This window comes from Methanobrevibacter smithii ATCC 35061, assembly GCF_000016525.1.
In the GTDB taxonomy this organism is placed as follows: Archaea; Methanobacteriota; Methanobacteria; order Methanobacteriales; family Methanobacteriaceae; genus Methanocatella; species Methanocatella smithii.
The window spans coordinates 67,052-83,775 of the sequence record NC_009515.1 but is presented as its reverse complement, the minus strand read 5'-3'; the positions used below and the strand labels follow the sequence as shown (position 1 = coordinate 83,775).

Below are 16,724 nucleotides of genomic sequence, written 5' to 3'. Positions count from 1 at the left end.
GATATGCATACTCAGAAAATCAGTGAAACACCTCTTGATTTTGCCGAGGCTATAAAAGAAGATATTAAAAGTTCAAAATATGATGGTGTCTTAAAATGTGTTCAGTGCGGAATGTGTACTTCAACATGTCCTGCAGCACGTCATTCCAATTATAATCCTCGTGAAATAATGGAGAGGGTCTTTGAAGGAGATGAAACACTCCTTGAAGATGAAGACTTATGGAACTGTTTTTATTGCTATACATGTCATAGTACATGTCCTGTTGGAAACAGTGTTTGTGAAGTTAATCAGATTATTAAACAGTTCGCCATATCAAAAGGAATTGCATATGAGCAGCTATATGATTATTTAGGCTTTGCAGATAGCTACTTTAATGCAGCTATCGGTGCAATCCCATCTAATTTTTATGAGGAAATTAGTGAAGATGTAGACGGATGGTGGGAATTTAGACAGCACTTGAGTGAAATCAGGGAAGAATTGGGTTTAGGTCCGGTTTCACCTCCTCAGGAAGTTATTGATGAAGTCTCTTTAATTTTAACCAATACTGGTTTTAAAGACAGAATGGATAAAATAAGACAGTCAAAGGAGGGTAATGATGAAGCAAGTTCCTGATGAAAATATTCTTTTGTTTAAAAGTTGTCTTGTAAGTGTGGAATATCCGGGTATTGAATCATCCACTAAGTTTGTTTTTGATAAAATTGGTATTGATTATGATATTTCAGATAAGCAAACCTGCTGTACAGGTCTTGGACATTACTCTGATGTTTTTGATCAGTTTACAACAACAGCTATTGGAGCACGTAACTTTAAAGTAGCCAGTAATTTGAACAGGCCAAATTTGGTAATGATGTGTGCAACATGTTATGCAATTAATAAAAAGGTAGCAAATATTTTAAATAAAAAGGATGATGTTCGAGATAAAGTAAATGAAGTTTTTGATAAATCAGAATTGTCTTATTTGAAATATGAATCTGGAGATGTTGATTCATCTGAAAATATTTTTCATGTAGTGGATATTTTATACAATAAACGTGATGAAATCTCTAAAAACATTAAATATGACTTAAGCGGCTATAAAATAGCTACTCATCACGGATGTCATTACTGTAAAGTTCATTATGATGATACAATAGGGGGAGTCAGAGACCCCAATATCATTGATGATATAATAGAAGCCTGCGGATGTAAAACGGTTGGCTGGTATGACCATAAACGCCAAACCTGTGGAAGCGGATTTAGACAAAGATACTCTAATAAAGATATGTCTATGGAGGTAACTGAAGATAAATTATACTCTATTAAAGAGGACGGGGTGGAAATTCTAGTTCATTTATGTCCTAACTGTCATGTTCAATTTGACAGATATCAGAATTTAATATCTAAAAAATGTGGTGAAGAATTTAACACCATTCATTTAAATGTAGCTCAATTTGTAGCTATTGCAATGGGTGGTGACTTTGATGAAGTAATCGGTGCAAAAGCACATACTGTACCAATAGATTCAGTCATTAATGATTTAAGGGAGGTTGACTAATGCCTGAAGATTTAAAAGTGGGAGTTTTCATCTGTGAATGCGGTGGAAATATCTCTGATACTGTTGATATTCAAAAAGTTAAGGATTCACTGAATGTGGAAGTTGTAGAGCAATTTGTAAATTTATGTTCTTTAAATGGAAGAAAAATCATTAGGGATGCAATTTTTGATCATCATTTGGACCGTGTTGTAATTGCGGCATGTTCTCCAATAAGTCATGAAAAAACTTTTCAGGATTATGTTCAGCCATTAAATCCTTATTTGATGGATATGGCAAATATTCGTGAACAGTGTTCATGGGTTCATAATGATAAAGATGGGGCAACCAAAAAAGCCATAACTCTTATTAATGCTTCAATAGAAAAAGTAAAAAAATCAGATGCTGTTAATCCGATATACTGTCAAACACCAAATGAAGTGGCAGTAATTGGTGGTGGAATAGCAGGTATGAATGCTGCATTGTCACTAGCTAAACAGGGAACTAAAGTAACTATTATAGAAAGTTCCCCATCTATCGGCGGACATATGGCTAAAATAGGAAAAGTTTTCTCTCCTGTAAAAATAGCTGAAGAGTGTGGAATGTGTTTACTGAATCCAATATTGAATGAAGTTGTTTGGAATGAAAATATTGAGATTATAACTAATGCAAAAGTCATTGAATCAGAAAGAAGGGCAGGAACCTATAATCTAATTGTTGAAAAATCTCCAAGGTATGTAGATACTGAAAAATGTATAGCCTGCGGTAAGTGTGCGGAAGTCTGTGAAGTGGAAGTTCCCGATGATTGGAATGACGGACTATCTAACAGAAAAGCTATTTATCGTCCTTTTGGTCAGTCTTATCCTGAAGCATATGTTGTGGATATGGAACATTGTGACAGGTGTGGGGACTGTAAAAGACAATGTAGTATGAATGCTATCCGTTTTAAAGTAAAACCAGAAAAGATTCCGATTTCTGTAGGTTCTATTATTATAGCTACAGGACATAAACTCTTTGATCCTGATTTAAGACCGGAATACGGATATTCCAGATATGATGATGTTATAACTCAAAGTGAACTGGGCCGTATTACAGGAGTAAACGGTCCGACTAAAGGTAAACTGGTAAAATCAAACGGAGAAATTCCAAAAAGGGTAGTTATGATACAGTGTGTTGGATCAAGAGATGAAAAACCCGACGGACATTTGTACTGTTCCAAAGTATGCTGCAGTGTTGCTTTAAAAAATGCAAACATTATAAAACACAAACACCCTGAAACAGATGTTGTTATCTGTTATACTGATATGAGAACTCCTAGTATGTATGAAAAGTATTATAAACACACACAGGCTAATGGAGTAAGATTCATACGTGGAAGACCTGGTGAAGTTGTTAAAAGAAATGGTAACTTTATTGTTCGTGTTGAAGACACTCTTAAAAGAGAATTTTCAGAAATTGAAGCAGATATGGTTGTATTATCTACAGCTATGGAACCTTCTGAAGGTACCAAGGAAATTGCAGAAATCTTAAATGTTGGAACTACTGAAGATGAATTCATTAAAGAGGCACATCCAAAAATCAAACCTGTAACCACTGATATTCAGGGAACTTTTGTTTGTGGAACAGCACAGGATCCGAAAGATATTACAGAATCAATTATGCAGGCTACTGCAGCTGCTTCCAAAGTATCTGAATATAATTATGGCGGAATAGAAATTGAACCATTCATTGCAGAAATTGATGAAGAAAAATGTATTGTTTGCGGTGAATGTGTTGAACGTTGTAAATTCAAATCAATGAGTATTCAGGATGATGAAATCTACATTGACCCGATGAGCTGTACAGGTTGTGGAAAATGTTTAGTTGGATGTAAGCAGTTTGCTATTACAGTTAACGGTAATATTGATGAAAAGATAAAAGCTACAATTGATGGAGTATTGGCTAAAAAAGAACCTGGAGAACGTATGATTTTAGTTTTCCTTGATAATATTGGTTATACTGCAGCAGATAATATTGGAGTTAACAGATTGTCTTATCCTGAATCCATCCATATCATTAGGGTGCTTTCTGTAAATCGTGTAAGGCCTCGCCACATTAAACATGCTCTTGAAAATGGTGCTGATGGAATATTTATTGGTGAATTCCCTGGAGATTTGATGTATGATGAAGTTGAAAGGAAAATAGAAAAAGTCAAAGAAAGGATTAGGGAAGTTAATCAAAATCCTGACAGGATAACATTTTCAAAAGTTTACATCCCGTATTATTCAGGATTGGCAAATAAGTTAAATGATTTTGATAAGAAAATTAAGGAATTAAATGAGTCTGAATAGATTCATTTAATTTATATACTTTTTATAAACCTTTTTTTAATTTCTATTGGTGTTAAATCGATAATTGGTGCTGGTGAGTTTCCAGGTTCTGTATTGAAACAGATAAAGTTACACTCATTGTTGTTTATTATTTCATTTAAGTCTATTTCTTCGTAATTGTAACAGTTTTTAATACCTACACTTTTAGCCATTTCTTTTAGGTTTAAGTTTTTTGCATAGGTTTCCTGATTTCCTGTTGAACCGTATGCTTCGTTATTGATAACAATCCATGTTAAATTAGATGGGTTTTGAGCAAAAGTGGTGATTACTGATCCTAAGTTCATTAAAAATGATCCGTCACCGTCTATAATGACAATTTTTTTATTAGGTTTAGCCAGTGCAAGACCGAGGCCTATTGAGGAAACAAGTCCCATAGAACCGATCATGTAAAAGTTTTCATTTCTATCATCTATGTCGTATAATTCTCTTGAAGGAAATCCTATATTGCACAATACCAGTTCATCATCGATTGCACTCATTATTTTTGCAATTGCATCTCTTCTTTTCATCAAATCACCAATATTTAATTTCTAATAATACAGATACGGGTTTACCTTCTTCAACAGATAATTTCCATGCATTTTTAACATCTTCATATGCGGTTTCAGAATTAGTCGGTTCAAAGAAATGGAAATCCATAGCGTTTAACAGTCTTGGTGTGGATTCTCCCATTGGAATTTGTCCACAGATAGTTTCACCTTCAGTTCCCCTATGACTTATTATTATTACTAATGGGAACTTATATAATTCCATTAATGATTTAAGTGCATTGATGGAGTTTCCAAGTCCTGAATTTTGCATTAATATTGCAGGCTTGCGACCGCCCATATATGCTCCTGCACAAATGCCTATTCCTTCTTCTTCTCTTGTAACTGGAATATGCATAATTTCTTCGTCTTCGTCAACCATTTCTAACAGTTTACTTAAGTTAACACAAGGGACACTAACAACAAAATCAATTTCAGCATCTTTTAATCCATTATAAATAGCTTCAGTACTATCCATTTTTGTCCTCTTCATAGTTTTTAATATATAATGTTGTATTGTTCAATTATATAATTATTTTGGATAAAATATTGAATGAATTTACTATGTTTTCATTTTGTTAACTTTGCAGTGATTCAATTATATGGAAAGATATTTATTTAATTAAATTATTATATTATTTTATGTTTGATAAACTACCTATATCTTCTAAAACAGAAAAAATTTTAACTAAATCTCTTGATGAACCAATTTCTGCTGAAGATGCAAACTATTTAATAAATATTAAAGGGTCTGACTTGTATCCCTTACTTGCAACTGCTGATTATCTCAGGCAAGAAATTGCTGGAAACAACGTTACATTTATTAATAATTGTAATATTAACTTCACAAATATTTGTACTGTAAGATGTGGTTTTTGTGCATTTGGTAAGGATGCAGATGACCCTGAAGCATATATTTTAGATGATGAAGCTATTTTAAAAAAAGCTCAGGGGGCTGTTGACAAAGGAGCTCATGAGTTTTGTGTCATGGGGGGAGTTTTACCTGATGCAGATGTTGAATATTATGAACATTTGCTTCAATTGTTAAAAGGGGAATTTCCCAATATTATGATTCATGGTTTTTCACCAACTATGATTAAAGATGCCAGTGTTGTATCAGGCATAAGTGTTGAAGATGCATTTGAAAGGCTTAAAAGTGCGGGTTTAGATACATTGCCTGGAACTGCTGCAGAAATATTGACTGACAGATCCAGAGAGATAATCTGTCCGGAAAAGGTAACAACACAGGAATGGATTGATATTGTAAAAACAGCTCATGAAGTTGGAATTCCAGGCTCAGCTACTATTATGTACGGGCATGTGGAAACTCCTGAAGAACGTGTAGAACACATTGATATTATCAGAAAAATTCAGCAGGAAACTCACGGTTTTACAGAATTTATTCCGATGACATTTATGCATGAGTATTCTCCAATTTTTTTAGAAGGTCAGCAAAACTTGGGAGCTACAGGTACTGAGGATTTAAAATTATATGCAGTAGCTAGATTAATGCTTAAGGATTTGATTCCAAATATCCAAGTATCCTGGGTAAAAATGGGTTTCAGATTTGCACAGGTATCTTTAACAGCTGGTGCAAATGATTTGGGTGGAACTTTAGGTGGAGATGAATTGTCTGAAGCTTCAGGAGCACCTGATGGAGTTGAGGCATCTATTGATACTTTAAGTAATATGGTTAGAGATTTAGGTAGAAACCCTATTGAGAGGAATTCAAAATACACAGAATTTTATCCGATTGAATCTAAAAGTTCTGATGTGAAAATAGTATCAAAATAAAGTTTTAAAGATGATAACATGAATATGGCAGATATAGGTTTATTAGTTTTAGTGTATATTTATGTTATCGCAATTTTTGTTGTTTCAGAGAAGTTTTTAAAAGACCTGCCGTCTTTTTCCCGCCGTTTTGTTCATATTATGGTGGGAAACTGTATTTTCGTAATGCCGTTTTTCAATGACCCTTATGCTATGGTGTGGTTTTTAACACTTCCAATTACAATAGCTGCATTTTTATTGACTAAATACTCTCCAATCAAAATTAAGAGTGGAGTTACAGATGCTGGGCATGCTTTAGGTTTAGTTTACTATGCCGGAATATGGACACTTTTAATATTTTTACTTCCTGATAAACTGTGGATAGTGGGAGTAGCTGTTGGAGCTATGGTTTACGGAGATGGATTTGCGTCTTTAATAGGTCAAAAATATGGAAGACATCATTTTAACTTAACCGGTGATGTAAAATCCGTTGAAGGTTCACTTACCATGTTCATAATGGTTTGTGTAATGTGCAGTATGGTATTTTTAGTTTACGGTGCAATTGGATATGATATTCCACAGTATAATTTTGCATTTGTAGCATTTATAAGTTTAATAGCTACTGTTTGTGAAGCCGTTACTCCAAGAGGTCTGGATAATTTAAGTGTTTCATCTGTCAGTGCGATTTTGTATTATATTTTGATGGTGTGATTTAATGGACAAGTTCATTGTTATAGATGGTTTGGATGGTTCCGGAAAAGACACACAGGTTAAACTGCTTGCTGAAATGTATGAAAAACAGGGAAAAAATGTTGTTGTACGTTCACATCCGTCTATGGATAATAAATATGGTATAAAATCAAAAGAGGCACTTTTAAAAACTGGTAAAATTAACCATTTAAAAGCTACTGTTTATTTTGGATTGGATGCAATCAGATCAATTAGAAAATATTATAATAATGATAATATTGATGTTTTAATCTTTTCAAGATATATTATGTCTGTTGTTTATCTTCCAAATGTTATTAATATAATTATTTATAAATTTGTTTCATTTGTTCTTCCAACATCAGAGTATATGTTTTTCCTGGATGTAAGTCCTGAAGAATCTTTAAAAAGAATTGATAATCGTAGCGAAGAAACTGAAATGTTTGAAAATATGGAAGAGCTTGAAAAAGCCAGAATCAAATCAAAAAAAGTTACTTACGACTGGAATATTATAGATGCAGATAACAGCATAGCTAAAGTTAATGATGAAATAAAAGAAAAACTATAAAACTTCTTTTATTCCTTCATTGGTGTGAATCATTATGGAATTAAGGTTTTCTAAGTTAATTGAACTGATTGGGATATTTTGAGCATCTTCATTCATAAATAAAAGCTCTTTGTCTATAAATGTAATCCAATTTACTTTATGAAGTACTACTCCATTAATTATCAGTTCGCTGTATTGCGGTATAAAACTATTTTCATTCATTTCCTTAAAATACGGATTTTTACGAAAAATATCTTTTAACACATTGTCCATAAAACTTACTCTCCTCTTTCTTCAACAAATTTGGGAACAGCTTCCTGCAGAGGGTCAAATGTTTCTCTGTTTTTAACTTCCATACATTTCATACTTACTTTGGAGTGAAGTGATGACGGAAGCCTTAATATTCTTTTTAAATCGATAGATACTTTAGCATCAATAGTGGACAAATTAACTCTTGCCATAGCTTCTGTTAAATTTTTATATCTTCTAGGACCGATATCTCTTTTAAAATATCCCCAGTTGTCATTATCCAGATGATGCCTATATTTTATGATGTCCTTCATTAGCTTAGGATTAATTTCATCTAATTCTTCATTTCCTACTAAATGTTGAATATTATATTTTAATTTATCAGTAAAAATTTTGGAGTATCCGACAGGAATGCTGAAATGCTCAAAATTAAAGCTTTTATTTGATATGTCTGGATTGAAAAAGTTGGATTTTGGAACTTCTGCACCTGCCACATATTTTAAAACTTCTGATCTTAATTCACTTCCAGAGGTCATCATTTCTTCATCAAGAATTCTGATATGATATCCTCTTCCTGAGTAAACTAAGTGAATATTATTTAAGCCTAAATCATCCTGCAGTGTATCAATTAATGAATTAACAATTTCTAAAGCCTGTCCTAAACAAACTTCACACACACCGTCGCACTGGCAACTTCTAATTGGAATATCTTTAGCATCAACATCAAAAATATATTCTGCTTTCTGCCAATCTTCTCGTCTTCTTGGATTATTATAAAAAGCTACAGAGATATAAGCTGCAAAAGGAGCTTTATATCTTAAAAATTTCTTTAAGGACTCGCTTCCTCTAAATACTTTATACCGGTCATTTGGTCCCTTTCCATTATGGTCAAAACCGAATTCCCTTTTCTTTAAATCTTTAAGAATAAAGTCAGGCATGTCTTTAGTGGACCATTCCTCACGGTAATACTGCCTTCTTTCTTTAAGTGTAGCTTTAGAAAACATAATAATCAGATATATTATGATTATTATTTTAAAGTATTTAATAATAGTTATGGTGTGCAAATGCACAGTATTATATAATAAATTTAACTATAATTCATATTATGAATGAAGAAGTAAGAGAAGTAATTGGTGTTGAACACTTAAAAACAGTTTTATCTACTTTAACCCCTGAAGATATTGTTAAACATGCTTATAAAGAATGGTATCCTTGCCAAAGAACAGGACATACTATTTTAAACCTTGAAAATGGGAAAATATATGGTTTAGGGATAGAATTAAATCAGTTACCTCTTGTTGACACTGTTTATATAGAATTGTATTCAATTGATTGGGAAGAAGACCCGATTGAAGTTGAAGAGCTTTTTTCACCTCAGGAGTATGAGGAATACCTGGAATTTAAAGATGATGAAGTCTGTGAATACACTCCGGATATTGTTTCTGATTTTTGTCAAAAAAAGGGTATTGATGAAAATGAACGTAAAATTGGTCTTTTAGCTTATAAATTTGAAAAAAATGAACAGAGCAACTACAATCAATGGGAATCAAAGATTTTAAATAAATATTATGATGTTATTATGGATGATTATAATCCGTTTAAACAGATGGATAATGATTTTTAATCTTTTTTATTATCAATTTGATATTTTTTACGTCCGTAACATGATAGGGGGTTATTAATTCCTTTACATGAGCTGTCAGGTTTACATAACTGGGGTAAATGAATTTTAATTTTTTCACAGCTCATTGGAGTATACCATTTGGTTTCTCCTTCATGATTGATGTCAACTTCACTGTGCATACCAAAACCCAACTTTGATATGATATTGATTTTTTCTTGAGGCTGGTCATCAAATAACGGTGGTGAACAGTTATCTGCGGCTTCATAAATCAGAGGCAGGATTTCATTTTCTGTTATTGATAAATCGGGATCCATATCTGATACTTTAACACTTTCATCACTTGCAAAGATTCTCGGATATAGTCTTGCATATGATGCAAATGAAGTTAATAATAGTACAATAGCGTCGTTACGTCCACCGGATGAGACTCCTTCAATGGTATTTCTAATACATGGTGGAAATGCTTCTCTAAGTAATTTTCCACCTTTAACTGTACCGTAAATACCTCCGCTGCCTGCATAGAAAGTATTGTATTTGCTGATTTCTTCAGGAATGAACTCTTTTAGTTCCTCTCCGATTTCAGTAATGGCAGGGTGGAGTTCAATTCTGGATGACATTTCTTTGATTCTTTTAATGTATTCTTCTGTTTTTTGCATAATAAGTCTGGAAAGAATCAGTTCTTTAATATTATTTCCGACCAGTATATTATACATTCTGTCAGGGTTTCTATCTGTAAACTCATCAGAATACTCTTCCAAAAATTCATCTTCTTCTAAAATAATATTCCCATTATTGATTAACAAATCAGTTAATGATAATCTTTTAGAGGCTATTACATCTTTCAGGGCTTTCCATTTAATGAATCCGTCGGTTTTGATGTCTCTTAAGATGTCGTCAATGATTTCGCTTCTGCTTCCTGGCGGAATTTTAGCCAGTCTTTCTTCAATTATTTTTCCCTGGGATTCAATAAAAAGTCGGGTTTCTCTTGAAGTTACATTAAACTGAATAGCTATAGCCTGACATAGGATGTGGAATGTTACAACATCCTGTCTGTATAAACTGCTATTTAACAGGTATTCAAATTCACTTTGAGTGTAATTTTTATTATTTTTTTTCTCAATTGCCCATTGTATTCTTTTTATAGCTAAATCTTTATAGGATTTAGGAATTAAGGAATCGTCGGATATTTTCTGATTTGCAGTATGCATTATTTCATTTACAAGTGTTTCATCTTCATCAAAGAGTTTATTTAAGTCTCCGTACTCTTTAACAATTTGTCTTCCTTCATTGGACAATGGATTAATAAATGAAACTTCAACCATGTTTTTTATATTTTATTTCATGTTTTAAAAAATTATCTTATTTTTAAGGTCATTTTTGCTTTTTTAATAGAAAACTGTTAATATTACGGTTTATTAAAATAATAATTAAGATTTTTAAGGGTAGTATACATGGTATGTAAAGGAAATATAACATTTCAATCATTTGAATGTGATTATAATGAAGTTTATGAGGCTTATGATGTTGATGGCGACATTAAAAATGATGTTCAGGTTTTAACTGATTATTATACTTATTCTGGTTATTATACTTTTTTAAATAGTTCTTTTTGGAAAAGTCTATTTGATTGTATTTTTTGGGAGGATATAACTGGCAGCGAATTTTCCAAAAGTGATTTTAAGAATATTCCTTCTCAGTTTTATGAAGATAAGATTCCTCTGTCATGTGATATAAAAGATATTTCCGAAAGAATTGACACATTTTCTAAGATAATCACTGTTCAATCAAATCTTAATGAGCATGCTTTGTTCAATATGATAAATGTAAAAGAGTTGAGCCTGTTTGAAAATTTTATGGAAGTCTTTTTCGATAAACAAAATAAAAAGGTTAGAAAATCTTTTCTGCATTCCCACGGTTTCAAATATCTTAAAGCCCATTATGATGAAAGAAAAAGGTATGATTATTTTATCATGTTCGAGAGATATTTCGGTAATAAGTTTTTTAAATTCATTGATAAGGAATTGGAAAAACACGGTATCAAGGTAAAGTTTTCTGCAATGGATGTGGTAAACTCCATATTTTCCAAATTTTCCAAAGACCAACTGCTGTCAATTATCAACAGAATGAATTTAAATAAGGAAAGTTTCAACTCTTTTAATCCGTTTTTAGCTTTCAATGGGGAAGATATACTTTTTGTTTTCATGTGGAATGAATCTAAAAAACACTTTGATGATTTGGAAGTGCTATGGATTGATTTTTTATTGAATTTAGGCTTTAATGTTGAAATATTTGCTTTCAATAAATCCAATAACTCATTGTCCAGATTTGTAAACAGATTTAAAGAAAATAAAATTAAACTGGAGTTATTTAACCTGGATGAAAATGGTAAAGAGAACTTTAAATCAGATAAATTAATGATTAATGATTTTGAACATCTGAAAAATGAAATAGACAATTTAAATAATGAAAATATCTTAATTAAGCTTGACGGGGAAGAAGTAATCCTTGATGAGGTCTGTGACGTATTTTCATGTGCTCTGGAAAAAGAAAATAACGGATTGTCTAGGGATTACTGTTGCAGATACGGAGATTCAAATCCTGCTGAATTCCCATGTAAGTATGTTGAAGAATATTTCAGTTCCATTTTTAATGTAAATGATGGATTTGGTCAAATTACTGATAGCGGAATATGGAAATTCAATAAAGATAAAGTTAGGGACAAATTTAAGGATTTATCCAAAACCATGAAAATATGTCCGTTTTTTGATTATATGTCAAATAAAAAAGCTTTAACTAAATATCTCAAAAACATCAATCCCAAAACTATGAATCAATGGTGTTTTGTAGATGATGAAGGTCATTCATGGTACTTTTTAAGAAAAGTCTGGTTTAGTGATGAGGCCGATTTGGATTTTCCGGGATTTTCTAAAATGATTGGTGTTAAAAAAACAGATAAATATGCCAAATCTAAAGCTGTAGCTATTCTGGATGATACGCTTAAAAAATAAAGAAAATGATACTGTTAAACAGATATAACTGATTTTTAATATCTGACCTGAGGTTATTTATCATTTTTCTATTTTCATTTTTAACGATTTTGGGATATTTGAATTTATTTTAAAATAGCTAATTTGGAAATTCAATATTTGGATTTAAATTATCTTTTAAATCATTTTGTTTTAAAATATTTCTTAATTAACTTCGCATATATTAATTTTATATTATATGAATGACATAATTATTAATGCTTAAAAAAGTTAGGAGAAAAATTAATGTCTAAAATTTTTATTTCATGTGCGCTTCCTTATGCAAATGGACCCTGTCATTTAGGTCATATTCGTTCTACTTACTTGCCTGCTGATATTTATGCAAGATATAATCGTATGATTGATAATGATGTTCTGTTAGTTTGTGCTACTGATGAACACGGTACTCCAATTGCTGTTAAAGCGGATAAAGAAAACAAAAAACCGATTGAAATTGCTAAAAGATATCATGACATGATTGTTCGTGATGTAGAGTCAATGAATATTTCCCTGGATAACTTTACAAGAACCACTGATGATTTACATTATGAAATTGCTCAGAATTTCTTTTTAGAATTATATAATAAGGGGTTAATTTATAAAAAGGATATTCAGCAGCTGTACTGTGAAAAGTGTAATAAGTTTTTACCTGACCGTTATGTTGAAGGTATATGTCCTGTTTGCGGATCTGAAGCACGCGGTGACCATTGTGAAAAATGCGGAAGGGCTTTGGAACCTACTGAACTTGATGAACCTAAATGTTTAACCTGCGGTTCCACTCCTGTTATTAAGGATACTTATCAGTACTTCTTTAAGTTAAGCGAGTTTGAAGATGATTTGAAAGATTATATTGATAATAATGAAAATCTTCCTGCCAATGTTAGAAATTATGCTAAAAATTGGCTTAAAGAAGGATTAAATGACTGGGTTTTAACAAGAGATATGGATTGGGGAATACCTTTACCTCTTGATGAAGCTAAAGGCAAAGTACTTTATGTTTGGGTTGAAGCATTTTTGGGTTATATCTCATCAGCTGCACAATGGTCAAGGGAAACTGGCATTAAATGGGAAGATTATTGGAATGATACTGCAATCCATTTCATTGGTAAGGATATTATTTACCATCATTCCATCTTTTGGCCAGGTCTTCTTAAGGCATACGGATGTAAATTGCCTGATAACATATATGCTGGAGAATTTTTATCTTTGGAAGGAGAAAAAATGTCCACCAGTAAAAATTGGGTTGTTTGGATAGCAGATTTTGTTGATAAATTTGACCCTGATTTACTTAGATATTACTTAACTATAAATGCACCTTTAAACAAAGATACTGATTTCTCATGGGATGATTTCCAGAGAAGAAACAATGATGAATTGGCAGATGTTATAGGTAACTTTTTACATAGAACTTTTACATTTACCCATAAATTCTTTGACGGTGAAATACCTGAATATAAAAATCCCTCTGCAGAAGATAACAAATTCAAAGAAATCATTGAAAAACTTCCTGATACTGTTGGAGAATATATTTCAGATTTTGAATTTAGAGACGGTTTGCTTGAGATTTATAGGGTAGCTAAAATTGGTAATAAATATTTCAATGATCAGGAACCATGGAAAGCTGTTAAAGAAGATATGCAAAAAGCAGCCAACTGTTTATATTTATCAAATCAACTAGCTAAAACATTGGCTTATGTACTTAAACCTTATATTCCAAATAAAGCTGATGCTATAGCTAAAATTATTAATCTGACCACTCCTGATGAGTGGAAAGATGCTAAAGTCCCATTAGCTGAAGGACACAAAATAAATAAAGCTAAACCGTTATTTACAAAAATTGAAGATGATGTAATTAACAAGCAAAAAGAAGAATTGCAGAAAAACTTAAAAGAAAGTGAGGATGAAAATATGAGTGATTTAATTAGTATTGATGATTTTGACAAAGTAGTTATTAAAATTGGACAGGTAAAAGAAGCTGAAAAAATAGAAAAATCCGATAAATTATTAAAATTACAGGTGGATATTGGAGATGAAACAAGACAAATTGTAGCAGGTCTTGCAAAACAGTATGCTCCTGAAGAATTAATTGACAGAAAAGTGGCTGTTGTTGTTAACTTGCAACCTGCAAAATTATTCGGAACCTTATCTGAAGGAATGATTCTTGCAACTGGAGAAAGTGCAGCATTATTATCTCCAGACGAATGTGAAGTCGGTGAAAGAATACAATAATCTTAATTTAATTCAGTGATTTTAATGGAAGAATCTGCTCTAGTTGCAAAGGCTGAAAAATATCTCAAAGAGATTTCAAATGACAGTATTAGATTGGATAATATTGAAGAGTTTGAAAATTTCAAAAGATTATACTATAAACTAGATGACAGATTAAACAGTTTACAGGAATTAAAAGAGAGTATGGATGCACAGGGATACACCACTCCTTTTACATCCTTAAATAAATATGGTACAAAAGCAATAGCTGAAGTTTCACTTGAGGAAATGAGTGAAAACAGTAGACATAATCAGATGTTTAGAATGAAAGCTAATGCTAAAAAAAATGTTCTGGACAGAGTAAAATCAGCTATTGATGCTCATAAAATTGCAATTGGACATTTGGAACAATGCGGTTATCTTAAATGTGATTCATGTTATAAAAAATATTCCCTCAGCGAGTTCAGACTTAAAGGTGAAAAATGCAGCTGCGGTCATGAAAACTTCTCTTTTAAAATAAATAAGGATGCAACCTACAGATTGGAAATTATTCCATATTTGCCTTTGTCCGGCAATTATTTGGTGTTGATGAGTGAATTGTCAGGTTATGGAAGAAATTCATTTAAAAAAGTATTAAATATTCTTAAACAAGAACGTAAAGGTCTTGTAAAAACTATTTCTTTAGTTATCCGTTTTAGAGATGAAAATGGACGTTGGATTCGTAAGAATGTAACTCTGGATTCAGAATATATCAGTAATTATGAGGAAGAGGTTAGAAACAGATACGGAAAAGATGTCAGAATTGAAGTTTTAAGATTCCACAGAACCAAACCTGCTATTATTGATGATAAATATGTCAGAAATGCACTGGCTATCAGTTATGTTAAATATAGTGAAGACATTATTTCCAGCATTAAAGATTCTATTTTAAAAAGGAAACTGTCTGATTTTAAAAGAATTAATAAATATGATGCTATCAGATATAAATATGAAAATGAAATTCCAGGATTTATCGAAGAATATGATATTGGAGAGTTAGAATCCTGGAGACAGTCAAAGATTACAGAAGAATTTGAAAAGCTTCATTTCATTGATAAATTCGGTAATTACAACCGTTCTTTAAAAAGAGATTTAAAAATAAGGGAAAATATTGAAAAAACCATATTTGAAAATATGGCTCCTACTTTAATGATGTGGGATATTTTCAGATATTACTTAACAACATCACACAATAACCGTAAGATTAGCAATGGTCCATTTCCATATATTAGAGCAGAACTTGATCGTCAACAACGTAAAGTGTTCCAGACTACTTTTAAAAAGGTTATCAAGGTTTTAAATGAGTTTACAGACTTAAAAATAATTTCAATTCCAGATATGGATCTTATTTTATATGAAAAATTCAAGTTTGAAAAACAGTCCAAAAACTCAAATATTTTATTTAACTATCCTGCTTTAGGTGCTGGTTTAATACATGAACATGGTAATATAGAAATAGAAACTATTGGAAATGTATTAAATATTAATGATTCTAAAATTAAAAAGGAACTTAAAAATATTAATCATATCAGAAAACCGAAAAGTGCAAAATCCAAGAAATTTTTAGATTTAATTAAGAAGTGATGTTTATGGATGAGGATGTTACTTCTGTACATATAACAAAAGGATTAACTTCTTCAACTATTTTGGATTTAATTGAAGAATATCCCAATCTGGAAGAGATTACCTGTTGTCCCAGTATTTTTAATAGGATTTCCAAGAATTATATTGATGCTTTGGACCAGCTTGATATTACTGTTTCTAAAAAGTATAACTGGGGAGCTAAATCTAAATACTCATCATTGGAAAAAGATGTATTGGATTTAGTTAAAAAAGGTAAAAAGGCAAAGGAGATTGCAGGTTTATTGGATATTTCTCAAAATAAAGTTTATTATCTCCTTAGAAAAAATAAACAGGGAATTAAATTCAGTAATTATTCTAAAAAACATGATCATGAGGAAGTCAAATCTTTAAAAGAAGAAGGTTTAAAACCAAAGGATATAGCTTCAAAATTAGATATTCCTCTTAGAACAGTTTATTATATTTTAAATAATAAATAGCTATTTTATTTTTTAATAATCGGAAAGGACTTGATGAAGATAAATAATGTTTAAATTATCTTAAAATCAATAGGACAACAATAACTT

Annotated in this window: 16 protein-coding genes; 11 read left to right on the top strand and 5 right to left on the bottom strand. The window is 31.5% G+C overall.

What is annotated here, in order from left to right; translation table 11 throughout:
• Positions 1–3 precede the first annotated feature (3 nt).
• The 3 genes from hdrC to hdrA are packed head-to-tail and all read left to right on the top strand — an operon-like array spanning position 4 to position 3,840.
• Entirely contained in the window at positions 4–612 is a 609-nt protein-coding gene (gene hdrC / locus MSM_RS00400) for a ferredoxin:CoB-CoM heterodisulfide reductase subunit HdrC (protein WP_011953670.1), read from the top strand.
• Positions 593–1,534, top strand: coding sequence for a ferredoxin:CoB-CoM heterodisulfide reductase subunit HdrB (gene hdrB / locus MSM_RS00395; RefSeq protein ID WP_004033996.1), 942 nt, complete (start codon positions 593–595; stop codon positions 1,532–1,534). Before hdrC ends, hdrB begins: the two co-directional genes overlap by 20 nt.
• On the top strand, positions 1,534–3,840 hold the full coding sequence (hdrA, locus tag MSM_RS00390) for a ferredoxin:CoB-CoM heterodisulfide reductase subunit HdrA (protein ID WP_011953669.1): 2,307 nt from the start codon (positions 1,534–1,536) through the stop codon (positions 3,838–3,840). Before hdrB ends, hdrA begins: the two co-directional genes overlap by 1 nt.
• A gap of 11 nt (positions 3,841–3,851) precedes the next feature.
• Here hdrA and comE read toward each other — a convergent pair whose 3' ends face one another.
• Together comE and comD are read right to left on the bottom strand one after the other, a co-directional pair.
• Complete coding sequence (gene comE, locus MSM_RS00385; protein WP_011953668.1) at positions 3,852–4,388, bottom strand: sulfopyruvate decarboxylase subunit beta; 537 nt, start codon at positions 4,386–4,388, stop codon at positions 3,852–3,854.
• Positions 4,389–4,392: 4 nt separating this feature from the next.
• Positions 4,393–4,899: a sulfopyruvate decarboxylase subunit alpha gene (gene comD, locus MSM_RS00380; protein WP_004035030.1), complete on the bottom strand. Its 507-nt coding sequence runs from the start codon at positions 4,897–4,899 to the stop codon at positions 4,393–4,395.
• A 149-nt stretch (positions 4,900–5,048) separates the two neighbouring features.
• On the opposite strand from comD, the gene cofH reads away from it, so the two are divergent.
• Genes cofH through MSM_RS00365 form a run of 3 tightly spaced genes read left to right on the top strand, consistent with a single transcriptional unit; the run spans position 5,049 to position 7,452 of the window.
• Positions 5,049–6,200 carry a 5-amino-6-(D-ribitylamino)uracil--L-tyrosine 4-hydroxyphenyl transferase CofH gene (gene cofH, locus MSM_RS00375; protein WP_011953667.1) on the top strand — a complete coding sequence of 384 codons (1,152 nt, stop codon included), beginning with the start codon at positions 5,049–5,051 and terminating at the stop codon, positions 6,198–6,200.
• A gap of 18 nt (positions 6,201–6,218) precedes the next feature.
• Positions 6,219–6,887, top strand: a complete 669-nt coding sequence (locus tag MSM_RS00370) for a diacylglycerol/polyprenol kinase family protein (RefSeq protein ID WP_011953666.1) — start codon at positions 6,219–6,221, stop codon at positions 6,885–6,887.
• Positions 6,888–6,891: 4 nt separating this feature from the next.
• A complete protein-coding gene (locus MSM_RS00365) occupies positions 6,892–7,452 on the top strand; it encodes a nucleoside/nucleotide kinase family protein (protein ID WP_011953665.1) in 561 nt (186 codons plus the stop codon).
• Here the strand turns inward: MSM_RS00365 and MSM_RS00360 are convergent.
• Together MSM_RS00360 and priS are read right to left on the bottom strand one after the other, a co-directional pair.
• Positions 7,447–7,704, bottom strand: a complete 258-nt coding sequence (locus MSM_RS00360; RefSeq protein WP_004033982.1) for a hypothetical protein — start codon at positions 7,702–7,704, stop codon at positions 7,447–7,449. The two genes, MSM_RS00365 and MSM_RS00360, sit on opposite strands and share 6 nt — an antisense overlap.
• A 5-nt stretch (positions 7,705–7,709) precedes the next feature.
• A complete protein-coding gene (gene priS, locus MSM_RS00355; RefSeq protein WP_011953664.1) occupies positions 7,710–8,684 on the bottom strand; it encodes a DNA primase catalytic subunit PriS in 975 nt (324 codons plus the stop codon).
• A 101-nt stretch (positions 8,685–8,785) separates the two neighbouring features.
• Between priS and MSM_RS00350 the strand changes: the two genes are divergently transcribed.
• Positions 8,786–9,304 (top strand): hypothetical protein, encoded by a 519-nt coding sequence (locus MSM_RS00350; RefSeq protein ID WP_004033978.1) that lies wholly within the window; start codon positions 8,786–8,788, stop codon positions 9,302–9,304.
• Here MSM_RS00350 and priL read toward each other — a convergent pair.
• The gene (gene priL / locus MSM_RS00345) at positions 9,301–10,626 is read right to left on the bottom strand and encodes a DNA primase large subunit PriL (protein ID WP_011953663.1); all 1,326 of its coding nucleotides are present in this window, start codon (positions 10,624–10,626) and stop codon (positions 9,301–9,303) included. The genes MSM_RS00350 and priL overlap by 4 nt on opposite strands.
• 129 nt (positions 10,627–10,755) lie before the next feature.
• On the opposite strand from priL, the gene MSM_RS00340 reads away from it, so the two are divergent.
• The 4 genes from MSM_RS00340 (at position 10,756) to MSM_RS00325 (ending at position 16,637) form a co-directional block, all read left to right on the top strand.
• Positions 10,756–12,312, top strand: a complete 1,557-nt coding sequence (locus MSM_RS00340) for a hypothetical protein (RefSeq protein WP_011953662.1) — start codon at positions 10,756–10,758, stop codon at positions 12,310–12,312.
• A gap of 264 nt (positions 12,313–12,576) precedes the next feature.
• Positions 12,577–14,559: a methionine--tRNA ligase gene (gene metG / locus MSM_RS00335; protein WP_004033969.1), complete on the top strand. Its 1,983-nt coding sequence runs from the start codon at positions 12,577–12,579 to the stop codon at positions 14,557–14,559.
• Positions 14,560–14,583: 24 nt separating this feature from the next.
• The gene (locus tag MSM_RS00330) at positions 14,584–16,161 is read left to right on the top strand and encodes a DUF530 domain-containing protein (RefSeq protein WP_011953661.1); all 1,578 of its coding nucleotides are present in this window, start codon (positions 14,584–14,586) and stop codon (positions 16,159–16,161) included.
• Between the two features lie 5 nt (positions 16,162–16,166).
• Positions 16,167–16,637, top strand: a complete 471-nt coding sequence (locus tag MSM_RS00325; RefSeq protein ID WP_011953660.1) for a hypothetical protein — start codon at positions 16,167–16,169, stop codon at positions 16,635–16,637.
• Positions 16,638–16,724 lie beyond the last annotated feature (87 nt).

Bases quoted from the DNA above. Each gene is read 5' to 3' on its own strand.
- hdrC (WP_011953670.1), top strand. From the start codon at position 4: ATGCATACTCAGAAAATCAGTGAAACACCTCTTGATTTTGCCGAGGCT.
- hdrB (WP_004033996.1), top strand. From the start codon at position 593: ATGATGAAGCAAGTTCCTGATGAAAATATTCTTTTGTTTAAAAGTTGT.
- hdrA (WP_011953669.1), top strand. From the start codon at position 1,534: ATGCCTGAAGATTTAAAAGTGGGAGTTTTCATCTGTGAATGCGGTGGA.
- comE (WP_011953668.1), bottom strand. From the start codon at position 4,388: ATGAAAAGAAGAGATGCAATTGCAAAAATAATGAGTGCAATCGATGAT.
- comD (WP_004035030.1), bottom strand. From the start codon at position 4,899: ATGAAGAGGACAAAAATGGATAGTACTGAAGCTATTTATAATGGATTA.
- cofH (WP_011953667.1), top strand. From the start codon at position 5,049: ATGTTTGATAAACTACCTATATCTTCTAAAACAGAAAAAATTTTAACT.
- MSM_RS00370 (WP_011953666.1), top strand. From the start codon at position 6,219: ATGAATATGGCAGATATAGGTTTATTAGTTTTAGTGTATATTTATGTT.
- MSM_RS00365 (WP_011953665.1), top strand. From the start codon at position 6,892: ATGGACAAGTTCATTGTTATAGATGGTTTGGATGGTTCCGGAAAAGAC.
- MSM_RS00360 (WP_004033982.1), bottom strand. From the start codon at position 7,704: ATGGACAATGTGTTAAAAGATATTTTTCGTAAAAATCCGTATTTTAAG.
- priS (WP_011953664.1), bottom strand. From the start codon at position 8,684: ATGTTTTCTAAAGCTACACTTAAAGAAAGAAGGCAGTATTACCGTGAG.
- MSM_RS00350 (WP_004033978.1), top strand. From the start codon at position 8,786: ATGAATGAAGAAGTAAGAGAAGTAATTGGTGTTGAACACTTAAAAACA.
- priL (WP_011953663.1), bottom strand. From the start codon at position 10,626: ATGGTTGAAGTTTCATTTATTAATCCATTGTCCAATGAAGGAAGACAA.
- MSM_RS00340 (WP_011953662.1), top strand. From the start codon at position 10,756: ATGGTATGTAAAGGAAATATAACATTTCAATCATTTGAATGTGATTAT.
- metG (WP_004033969.1), top strand. From the start codon at position 12,577: ATGTCTAAAATTTTTATTTCATGTGCGCTTCCTTATGCAAATGGACCC.
- MSM_RS00330 (WP_011953661.1), top strand. From the start codon at position 14,584: ATGGAAGAATCTGCTCTAGTTGCAAAGGCTGAAAAATATCTCAAAGAG.
- MSM_RS00325 (WP_011953660.1), top strand. From the start codon at position 16,167: ATGGATGAGGATGTTACTTCTGTACATATAACAAAAGGATTAACTTCT.